At 35.9% G+C, this 9,494-nt stretch carries 11 protein-coding genes; 3 read left to right on the top strand and 8 right to left on the bottom strand.

Annotation, left to right across the window (positions count from 1 at the left end; all coding sequences use genetic code 11):
- Positions 1-230: 230 nt before the first annotated feature.
- The 3 genes from ACSHWW_RS12455 to ACSHWW_RS12445 form a co-directional block, all read right to left on the bottom strand.
- Positions 231-1,094, bottom strand: coding sequence for a hydroxymethylglutaryl-CoA lyase (locus ACSHWW_RS12455; protein WP_435682790.1), 864 nt, complete (start codon positions 1,092-1,094; stop codon positions 231-233).
- Positions 1,095-1,230: 136 nt separating this feature from the next.
- On the bottom strand, positions 1,231-1,848 hold the full coding sequence (locus tag ACSHWW_RS12450) for a LysE family translocator (protein WP_435682789.1): 618 nt from the start codon (positions 1,846-1,848) through the stop codon (positions 1,231-1,233).
- Positions 1,845-2,906, bottom strand: coding sequence for a quinone-dependent dihydroorotate dehydrogenase (locus ACSHWW_RS12445; protein WP_435682788.1), 1,062 nt, complete (start codon positions 2,904-2,906; stop codon positions 1,845-1,847). Before ACSHWW_RS12445 ends, ACSHWW_RS12450 begins: the two co-directional genes overlap by 4 nt.
- A 75-nt stretch (positions 2,907-2,981) precedes the next feature.
- Between ACSHWW_RS12445 and lpdA the strand changes: the two genes are divergently transcribed.
- Positions 2,982-4,373 carry a dihydrolipoyl dehydrogenase gene (lpdA, locus tag ACSHWW_RS12440; RefSeq protein WP_435682787.1) on the top strand — a complete coding sequence of 464 codons (1,392 nt, stop codon included), beginning with the start codon at positions 2,982-2,984 and terminating at the stop codon, positions 4,371-4,373.
- An 89-nt stretch (positions 4,374-4,462) separates the two neighbouring features.
- On the opposite strand, the gene ACSHWW_RS12435 is transcribed toward lpdA, so the two are convergent.
- The 3 genes from ACSHWW_RS12435 to ACSHWW_RS12425 form a co-directional block, all read right to left on the bottom strand.
- A complete protein-coding gene (locus ACSHWW_RS12435) occupies positions 4,463-5,059 on the bottom strand; it encodes a hypothetical protein (protein ID WP_435682786.1) in 597 nt (198 codons plus the stop codon).
- A 159-nt stretch (positions 5,060-5,218) separates the two neighbouring features.
- Positions 5,219-5,809 (bottom strand): hypothetical protein, encoded by a 591-nt coding sequence (locus ACSHWW_RS12430; protein WP_435682785.1) that lies wholly within the window; start codon positions 5,807-5,809, stop codon positions 5,219-5,221.
- A 116-nt stretch (positions 5,810-5,925) separates the two neighbouring features.
- Positions 5,926-6,813 (bottom strand): hypothetical protein, encoded by an 888-nt coding sequence (locus ACSHWW_RS12425; RefSeq protein WP_435682784.1) that lies wholly within the window; start codon positions 6,811-6,813, stop codon positions 5,926-5,928.
- A 45-nt stretch (positions 6,814-6,858) separates the two neighbouring features.
- On the opposite strand from ACSHWW_RS12425, the gene ACSHWW_RS12420 reads away from it, so the two are divergent.
- The gene (locus ACSHWW_RS12420) at positions 6,859-7,203 is read left to right on the top strand and encodes a TM2 domain-containing protein (RefSeq protein ID WP_435682783.1); all 345 of its coding nucleotides are present in this window, start codon (positions 6,859-6,861) and stop codon (positions 7,201-7,203) included.
- Positions 7,204-7,249: 46 nt separating this feature from the next.
- On the opposite strand, the gene aroQ is transcribed toward ACSHWW_RS12420, so the two are convergent.
- Positions 7,250-7,669, bottom strand: coding sequence for a type II 3-dehydroquinate dehydratase (aroQ, locus tag ACSHWW_RS12415; protein ID WP_435682782.1), 420 nt, complete (start codon positions 7,667-7,669; stop codon positions 7,250-7,252).
- An 82-nt stretch (positions 7,670-7,751) separates the two neighbouring features.
- A complete protein-coding gene (locus ACSHWW_RS12410; RefSeq protein WP_435682781.1) occupies positions 7,752-8,360 on the bottom strand; it encodes a porin family protein in 609 nt (202 codons plus the stop codon).
- 166 nt (positions 8,361-8,526) lie between these two features.
- Here ACSHWW_RS12410 and xerD point away from each other — a divergent pair, with 166 nt between their 5' ends.
- A complete protein-coding gene (xerD, locus tag ACSHWW_RS12405) occupies positions 8,527-9,423 on the top strand; it encodes a site-specific tyrosine recombinase XerD (RefSeq protein ID WP_435682780.1) in 897 nt (298 codons plus the stop codon).
- Positions 9,424-9,494 lie beyond the last annotated feature (71 nt).

Below are 9,494 nucleotides of genomic sequence, written 5' to 3'. Positions count from 1 at the left end.
TGAGGAATGAGGAATGAGGAATGAGGAATGAGGAATGAGGAATGAGGAATGAGGAATGAGGAATGAGGAATGAGGAAAATTAAATTTTCTGGATTCAATCAATTATTTATTTGTGTTAAATTTAAAAAGAATCATAGCTCGAATACTTAAACCGGTCTTCGAGTACCTCAGACCTCGCAAAATCAATCACATTGAGCATTGAGGTTCTCGAAATGCGACTTTATTAACTCTTAATGATACTTACTAAAAATCTTAGTCGCCTCATTGTAACTACTTTCAAAAGGCATGGCGTTTACATTTGAATCTACTTTTGCGGCTCCAAAATAGCTCACCATTTTCTCAGTAGGCATGTTTCCTGTAAGTTCATCTTTAGCCATAGGGCAACCACCAAAACCTTGAATTGCTCCATCAAAACGACGACATCCAGCTTTATAAGCTGCGTCTACTTTCTCGTGCCATTTAGTAGGCGTAGTATGTAAATGAGCACCAAATTCTATCTCTGGATATTTAGGAATAAGGTTAGAAAATAAATAAGTGATTGTTTCAGGATCTGAAGTTCCTACGGTGTCCGAAAGTGAAAGGATTTTTACGCCCATATTGTATAGCTTCTCAGTCCACTCACCTACTATTTCTACATTCCAAGGATCGCCATAAGGATTACCGAATCCCATAGAAATGTAAACCACGAGTTCTTTATTGTTTGCCTCGGCTAGATTGATAATCTCTTGTAACAACTCAACACTTTGAGCAATAGTTTTATGCGTGTTACGCATTTGAAAATTCTCTGAAATAGAAAAAGGATAACCTAAATACTGAATCTCTGGATGTTCACAAGCCGCTTGAGCGCCACGCAAGTTTGCAACTATGGCAAGTAATTTAGAATCGGTTTTAGAAAGGTCTAGTTTAGAAAGAACCTCAGCGGTATCGACCATTTGCGGAATCGCCTTAGGAGAAACAAAACTCCCAAAATCTATCGTATCAAAACCACATCGCAATAACGACTGAATGTATTGCACCTTGAAGTCAGTAGGGATAAACTCCTTTATTCCTTGCATAGCATCACGCGGACATTCTATGATTTTTACTTTTTCCATTGAGGTGTAAAGATAACGTGGATTTAAGGTTTACGAAAACGATTTCAAGAGTAGTTTAAGGAACTAGAAACCGAAACCTTTTCCCCAGCCACTTCGACAAGCTCAGTGCATCGCCTAAAGGGTGAGTTTTCTATTATTAATTAAAAAAGATGAAGATCGCAATCCCAATAAAAACAACAATTTGCATCCATTTCATAACTGGCGCAAACCAAGAAGATGATTTAATAAAGCTTGCTGCTTTGCCTGCTAGCAAAGCAATCGTGTAGAAGGTCAATAAAGAAACGAACATAAAAACACCACCGAGCATGTAGATTTGAATCCAGTCTGGATAAGAGTTTGCAATAACAAACTGTGGTAATAAAGCTAGAAAGAATAAGGTTACTTTAGGATTGAGCAAATTCATGGTGATTCCTATTTTATAGAGTTTCCATAAGCTTTGAGAAGAAGTTCTCGAGTCACCAAATTCTATTCTCGCATCAGATTTAAAAATCTTGTAAGCGAGATATAGCAAGTAAATGGCACCAGCGATTTTAATAGTTAAAAGCAACCAGTCATTATCTCTTATAATCACGGCAAAACCTAATGCTACCACTGACGTGTGAACTATACAACCAGTAATCAATCCGCTGGCGATAGCGATTCCATATCGAGCACCACGAGCAACAGATTGTGTAAGTACAAAAATGTTATCTGGTCCTGGACTTAGAGCAAGAAGCAATGTTGCAAATGCAAAGGAGACCAGTGATTCTATCATAATCCTTGAGCGATAATCGCCTTATTGATATCTCTTATCAACGCTGGACCTTCGTAAACAAATCCTGTATATAATTGCACTAAACTCGCACCGGCATTCATTTTATCAATCGCATCTTGAGCAGTCATGATACCGCCTACTCCTATAATAGGAAACGCGCCATTACTTTTATCATGTAAAAAGGAGATGACTTCAGTCGCTCTTTTTGTGAGTGGCGCACCGCTCAGTCCGCCGGCTTGATTGATTAGAGATTCTTCAGATTTTAATCCTTCTCTAGAGATGGTTGTGTTTGATGAGATGACTCCATCAATTTTAGTATCTTCTACTATTCCTATGATGTCCATTAATTGGTCATCGGTTAAATCTGGAGCAATCTTAAGAAGTATCGGTTTTCTTGAAGGCTTTTTATTATTGAGGTCTTGAAGTGTTTGAAGTATATGTGTTAATGGCTTTCTATCTTGTAATTCGCGTAGTCCTGGCGTGTTAGGCGAACTTACATTTACCGTAAAATAATCTACGTGATCAAACAGTTTTTCAAAACAGATGATGTAATCGTTTACAGCCTCATCATTAGGCGTGAGTTTATTTTTACCTATGTTTCCACCTATAAGTACATGATTGTTGCGGCCTTCGAGAGCCTCAGGCCTCGGTGGATTCTTTTTTAATCGTTCAACGGCTAGATCTACTCCACCATTATTAAATCCCATTCTATTTACAATCGCTTGATCTTTCTTTAATCTAAACAATCGTTGCTTAGGATTTCCATCTTGCGGCTTTGGAGTGAGTGTTCCTATTTCTATAAATCCAAAACCTAGATTTGAAAATTCTTTAAATGCTTTGGCATCTTTATCAAATCCAGCAGCCATTCCCACAGGATTCTCAAATGTGAGTCCGAAGAGTTCTCTTTTTAAGGAAGGATGATTTTGTTTGTAACGCTTTCGCGAAAGCGTACTAAAACCAGGCAACTTGCTCAATAATTTAATACTCTTGAAAGAAAAATGGTGAACTGCCTCTGGATCAAAGGCAAAAAGTAATGGACGAATTATTGATTTATACATAAGAATAAGGTTGTGCAAATTTACAATCCTATGGACTTTATTCCATATTTTTGTGACTCTTAAAAATTGACAGATATGAGTAAATATGATGTAATCGTTTTAGGTAGTGGACCTGGTGGATATGTAACTGCAATACGCGCGTCTCAATTAGGTTTGAAAACTGCGATTGTAGAGAAGGAATCTCTAGGTGGAGTATGTTTGAATTGGGGTTGTATCCCTACAAAAGCACTTATAAAAAGTGCTGATGTATTCAATTACCTCAACCATGCCGAAGATTACGGTCTTAAAGTTACTGGTGTAGATAAAGATTTTAATGCCGTTGTAAAACGCTCTCGTGACGTTGCTGACGGTATGAGTAAAGGTGTTCAATTCTTATTAAAGAAGAATAAGATAGACGTAATCATGGGTTACGGTACCGTTAAAAAAGGAAAGAAAATTGAGGTAAAAGCTGAAGATGGTTCTACCTCAACTGTTGAAGGAACACATATTATTATAGCAACTGGTGCAAAATCTCGCAGCTTACCTAGTTTACCACAAGATGGTAAGAAAGTAATAGGTTACCGTCAAGCGATGACGCTGGAGAAGCAACCTAAGAAAATGATCATCGTAGGATCTGGTGCGATAGGTGTTGAGTTTGCTTATTTCTATAACTCTATGGGAACTGAGGTTACTATAGTAGAATATCTAGACCGTATCGTTCCTGTAGAAGATGTAGATGTTTCTAAACAAATGGAGCGTAGCTTTAAGAAATCAGGTATTAAGGTCATGACTTCTAGTGAGGTGACTGGTGTAGATACTTCAGGAAGTGGTGTGAAAGCAACGGTAAAAACTAAAAAAGGAGAAGAAGTTCTTGAGGCTGATATCGTTTTAAGTGCCGTAGGAATCGAAACCAACATCGCTGGAATAGGTCTAGAAGAAGTAGGAATTTCTACAGATCGTGGTAAAGTATTAGTTAATGACTGGTACCAGACTAACATTCCAGGTTATTATGCGATAGGTGATATCACTGCTGGTCCAGCACTAGCGCACGTTGCCAGTGCCGAAGGAATTCTTTGTGTAGAAAAAATAGCAGACATGCATGTGGAGCCACTTGATTATGGAAACATACCAGGTTGTACATACTCTACTCCAGAAATTGCGAGCGTAGGTATGACTGAAGCTCAAGCTAAAGAAGCTGGTTATGATATCAAAGTAGGTAAATTTCCGTTCTCTGCATCTGGAAAAGCAAGTGCTAGTGGTGCAAAAGATGGATTTGTAAAAGTAATCTTTGACGCTAAGTATGGCGAGTGGCTAGGTTGTCACATGATAGGTGCTGGAGTGACTGACATGATTGCTGAGGCTGTTCTAGGTCGTAAACTAGAAACTACTGGTCACGAAGTTTTAAAAGCGATCCATCCACATCCTACAATGAGTGAAGCGGTTATGGAAGCCGTTGCCGATGCTTATGGTGAGGTGATACATTTATAGTCGATTGACTTAAAAACAAAAATCCCGAATTCTTTGATTAAGAATTCGGGATTTTTTATGTTCAATATTTACCTCGACATCATTTTTTATTATCCCTTAATTAATTCTAGCGGTATGGTAATTCCTATTGCTGCACCACCAGTGATTTGCTCGGGTTTAGAATGGATGTAGTAATCAAAGGCAATTTCTGTTCTATGTCGCTTTCCTATGGCAAGTCCTATAGAAACCGGAATATGATAGCTTAGACCATTTACCTCTACAACTTCAAAACCATTATTTTTTCTAAAACTACCAAAAGACGTCCCTATTCCTAGCTCCATAAAAGGTGCAACATATGGAATAGGCACTGTTAATCTAAACTTTGCTCCAAGAGAAAGTGCGTTTGCCGAAATTTCATATCCGGCTGCAACAAGATTAGGATTTGAGTTCTCCTCGTCAAATGAAGCATTTAAATAAGTTAGATATGGCCTAAAGCTAAACCATTTACTAGAAACATAAGCATACTCTGCATTTGCATAAAAACCACTTGCACTAATGTCAATATCTGTTCTAGGATAAGCATAGCCAAAACCGATATTTGCGCTGAGATATTCTTCAGGTTCTTGTTGCCCATGAGCACTAAATAATGAAGCACTGAATAGAAGCGCTGTTAAAATGTATTTTAACTGAAATTTTGAAAGTATCATAGTTGAGGTCTTTTTCTAACAAGAAATAAAAATAAACTTTTATTAAAAATTACAGAAAAATAACACAATTTAATTGAATAACGATTAAAACATAAAACTCCAGTTCCATTGATAGGAACTGGAGTTTTTTTGTGATATAATTATTGAGGCTTAAAAATTTTAAAATTTGAATCCTGCTCCAAGGGTAATAGTTCTAAATCTTCCCATTGAATTAATTAAATCTTGTTTTTTTGTTCGATTTAGGATATCCTGTTCATACCGTAAATCAAAGAATATTCTTTTAGACGCTTGATATCTCACTCCAAATTGAAATCTTGGATTAATGACTCGTTGACCTGAATCTTGTGACGCATTAAGATAAGTATTATTGAAATCTATATCTAGTCCTATACCAGCATAGACTGTCCATCGAGGAGCAAATTGATAAGCGTATTGAAATGATACGGTAGGCGCAAATCTGTTGAATGCTCCTGCCCCAATTTCTGATCTCAATGCGCTTTTCTCGTCAATATTGTATTGGGTGAAGAAGCTTAATCTGCTTACAAAATAAGAATCATTAAAAACATGATTGTCCGGTCGATTAGGATAATTGACTTGTTCTACACCACTACTTACTTGAACTCCAAAATCCCAAGACTTGGGCTCTGGGAATAAATAGGATAAATCTTCGTTTGATGTTTTTTCTTGTGCGCATGAGAATAAAGCACAAGAAATGGCGAGCAGCATAGCTGCGAGTACATTCTTTTTCATGTTATAGTTTTTTAGTTCCCTGCAAAACGTTACATGAAAAGGCTGCGTATTATATTATGATGTAATTAACTGAAATTATGAGAGTTTAACTAAGAATGAAATATTTAATAGGAACTTTACTTTTTGATAATAGGTTTGTTCTTATAAAATACTAAGGTCACCTTTTCTCCTACCACTAGACTGGAAAGTAAATCTATAGTCTCACCTTTCCCATCAGACAATTTAATTTTTGCGGTATTAGGAGCCTCAGTTCCTTCATTTAATGCCGTAATGGTGATTGTATTTATTTCCTCAGAGAGGTACAGTTCTATTTCTTTTTGTTTTCTAATAGTACTATAAGATGATATAACATCTTTACCATTTAAGGTAATCCTTATAACATCTCCATCTACAGTTCCAGGATCCCATATGGATAATTTAAGATATTCTTGATTCCAAATTACATTGAGTTTTTCACCACCTTTGAGTTTATTGTCCGCAAAGCGGCTCATGAATTTATTAATATCTACTTTTTTTTTGGTACTGTCAGCAATTTTCTTGGATTTGCTTAAAAGGCGTTCAAATTTCTCGGTTCTTTTTTGGATTTTTTCAAAACCATTGAGTTCTAATTTCCCATCTATACAGGAAGCCAAATCATCATAATAACTCTTGAATTCACCTTCTATCACAGCCTTACCGTTCAACTTTCTAGTCTTTCCAGTAAAATAGACATAGCAAAAATCTAATTCTGTAATTTCAGATTTAGAATAAACAGTTGAAACTTCTCTAAACTCTAATTTATTCTCTTTATCATCATATCGACCTACTATAGCAGATTTAGTCTCGTGCTTCCCATTCATATCTGAGAATGAGTACCCTTTAATTAACCCGTCATTTTCTTCAAATTGAACTTTGTAAGATATAAAGGTACTATCAGGTAATTTTAAGAATCCCAAAAACTCATGATCTTGAGCAATAGAAAAAAGCGAGAAAAAGAATACAAGAATAAAAAGGTACTTGTTCATTATTAATTTTATATTTGGTAAATATAACTAACTAAATTTTCAAATATGAAAACTAAATTGACTCTTGCTCTTATGAGCATCTTCATGCTGGTAAGCACATTAAGTTTTGCTTCTTTCCCAGTAGAACGTAATGTTGTTACAACTATCAACACAACAACTTCTGTTGAGGAATCTACAACTACAGTAACATTAACTTCTCCAGCTGCTGCGGCACTAGACGAAGAAATGTGGATCGCTGCTGCATTATGGTTCTTCTTAGGAGGATTTGCAGCTCACAGATGGTACCTTGGTAGCCCATGGTACTGGAATGTTCTTTTCATCCTTACTTTAGGTGGATTAGGAGTTTGGTGGCTTGTTGATGGAATCAACATTCTATCTGATAACTGGTAGAACTCAATTTATAATTCAAAAGGTCTCTAGAAATAGAGGCCTTTTTTTATTGCATAAAACTCTCTACAGCAAGCTCATAACCTTTTAACCCAAATCCACTTATCACTCCTGCAGCGTGTTTAGAAATATAAGAAACATGTCTAAATTCTTCACGATCCATCACATTTGAAATATGAACTTCAACTACTGGAATGTCAATTGCAGCAACCGCATCTCCTATAGCAATGGAAGTATGTGTATAAGCACCAGCATTGAGAATAATTCCGCTTGTATTATTTTCTATGGCTTTATGGAGTTCATTAACAAGTTCGCCTTCAACGTTAGATTGAAAATAGGATAATTCCACCTTTTCAAAATTAAATTGCAACTCTCTAAAGTAATCTTCAAAACTTATTGAACCATAAGTTTCTGGTTCTCGCTTTCCTAATAGATTTAAATTAGGACCGTTAATGATGTGTATTTTCATGGTTTAAAGATATTACTTAAAAACTATTAGGCATAAAAAAAGCAACTCTTGCGAGTTGCTTTTCTAAAATTTTCTAAATTTCTTAGAATTTATATCCTACAGATAATTGAAGATTTGAATTAGTAACATCATCACCAAATGTACTATTATCTTTATAAACGTTGCTCAATCCAATCATGTAACGAGCACTTACATTAAATCCTTCAAGAGATGAACCTTCCTTAAATTTGTATGCAATACCACCACCAGCACTTAAGTCAATAGTTTCTGCATTTAATTCATCATCAACATTTTCACCATTCACCTCTAGTTTATCACTAACTAAGAAACCAATTTGTGGACCTGCGTCAATTGAGAAACCAGATTCTCCTAAATAGAATTTTGCAAGAACTGGAACATTAATATAATCTAATTTCAATTTAGATTCTGTAGTAACTCCACCAAATGAAGTTTCAGATTGTAATCCTTGAGTAGAGTACACTACCTCACTTTGTAGCCCGAAAGACTCATTAAACATATACTCACCAGTAAATCCTACGTGGAAACCTGTCCTTCCATCAGCGTCTTCTAGATTATCACCTGTCAATTTAGCAAAGTTAACTCCGCCTTTTACACCGAAATCAATTTCTTGTGCTGCTGAAACGCTTACTGCAAATACTGCAACTAATACACCTAATACAATTTTTTTCATAATAATAATTTTAGTTTATTTTTTTAGTTCGCTGCAAAGATATAAGCGTAATTGTGAAGTAATTATTAATATTTTCACTAAAAATATTAAAATATGTTAAATTTCACTTGAATTAATTATCATTTCGACAACTATTAACTTATTAATTTTTCCCCATTTTTACAAGATGAAATGGCAACACATCCTCAAGGATTTTTTAATGTATTCTAGACTAGAACGCAGTCTAGCCGATAATACTTTAAAAGCCTATAAAAGAGACCTTGACAAATTCATCAATTGGCTAGGAGATCATGATATCGATCAAAGTGCTGTTATTATATCCACATCAACATTAAGAGCGTTTATTTATGAACTGGCCAAAACCGTGTCGGCACGATCACAGGCACGAGCTATAAGTAGTTTAAAAGCTTTTTTTAATTATTTGATTTTAGAGAACTACCGTAAGGACAATCCGCTGGAGCTGGTGGAAAGTCCTAAGATAGGTCGTAAACTACCAGACACATTGAGCACCACAGAGATTGATGCACTTATCAACTCTATAGATCGTTCCACGCCGCAAGGAGAACGCAACAGAGCTATTCTTGAAACGCTCTACGGTTGTGGTTTAAGAGTAAGTGAACTTACTACACTTAAAATAAGTGACTTATTTTTTGAAGAAGGATTTATAAAAGTGACTGGTAAAGGTGATAAACAGCGATTCATTCCCATAGGCGACTTTACTATAAAGGTGATCAATCTATATCGTGAAGAGATACGTATTCACATTCCAATTCAACCAGACTCAAAAGACACGTTGTTTCTCAACCGCCGTGGCTCAGGATTAACACGCGCTATGATTTTTCATATTATTAAGGAACTTAAAGTAAAAGCTGGTATCAAGAAGAAGATAAGTCCGCACACTTTCAGGCATTCCTTTGCCACTCACCTACTGGAAAACGGAGCAGATTTACGTTCTATCCAAATGATGCTGGGACATGAAAGCATTACTACCACTGAGATATATATGCATGTGGATCGCGCGCATCTTGCAAAGGTGATGGAAAAACACCATCCACGAGCATAGTGATATACTATTAAAGTTATGTAAAAGTGGTGAGATTGTTTTTATTACGCTTTCGCGAAAGCTAACTTTAA

It is taken from the genome of Nonlabens sp. (genome assembly GCF_051251825.1).
Classification (GTDB): Bacteria; Bacteroidota; Bacteroidia; order Flavobacteriales; family Flavobacteriaceae; genus Nonlabens.
Note: the sequence above shows the minus strand (reverse complement) of the source record. Positions and strands in the feature narration are given on the sequence as shown.

What these genes read in the sequence shown, in the direction of transcription:
- ACSHWW_RS12455 (WP_435682790.1), bottom strand. Translation starts at nt 1,094, where the DNA reads ATGGAAAAAGTAAAAATCATAGAATGTCCGCGTGATGCTATGCAAGGA.
- ACSHWW_RS12450 (WP_435682789.1), bottom strand. Translation starts at nt 1,848, where the DNA reads ATGATAGAATCACTGGTCTCCTTTGCATTTGCAACATTGCTTCTTGCT.
- ACSHWW_RS12445 (WP_435682788.1), bottom strand. Translation starts at nt 2,906, where the DNA reads ATGTATAAATCAATAATTCGTCCATTACTTTTTGCCTTTGATCCAGAG.
- lpdA (WP_435682787.1), top strand. Translation starts at nt 2,982, where the DNA reads ATGAGTAAATATGATGTAATCGTTTTAGGTAGTGGACCTGGTGGATAT.
- ACSHWW_RS12435 (WP_435682786.1), bottom strand. Translation starts at nt 5,059, where the DNA reads ATGATACTTTCAAAATTTCAGTTAAAATACATTTTAACAGCGCTTCTA.
- ACSHWW_RS12430 (WP_435682785.1), bottom strand. Translation starts at nt 5,809, where the DNA reads ATGAAAAAGAATGTACTCGCAGCTATGCTGCTCGCCATTTCTTGTGCT.
- ACSHWW_RS12425 (WP_435682784.1), bottom strand. Translation starts at nt 6,813, where the DNA reads ATGAACAAGTACCTTTTTATTCTTGTATTCTTTTTCTCGCTTTTTTCT.
- ACSHWW_RS12420 (WP_435682783.1), top strand. Translation starts at nt 6,859, where the DNA reads ATGAAAACTAAATTGACTCTTGCTCTTATGAGCATCTTCATGCTGGTA.
- aroQ (WP_435682782.1), bottom strand. Translation starts at nt 7,669, where the DNA reads ATGAAAATACACATCATTAACGGTCCTAATTTAAATCTATTAGGAAAG.
- ACSHWW_RS12410 (WP_435682781.1), bottom strand. Translation starts at nt 8,360, where the DNA reads ATGAAAAAAATTGTATTAGGTGTATTAGTTGCAGTATTTGCAGTAAGC.
- xerD (WP_435682780.1), top strand. Translation starts at nt 8,527, where the DNA reads ATGAAATGGCAACACATCCTCAAGGATTTTTTAATGTATTCTAGACTA.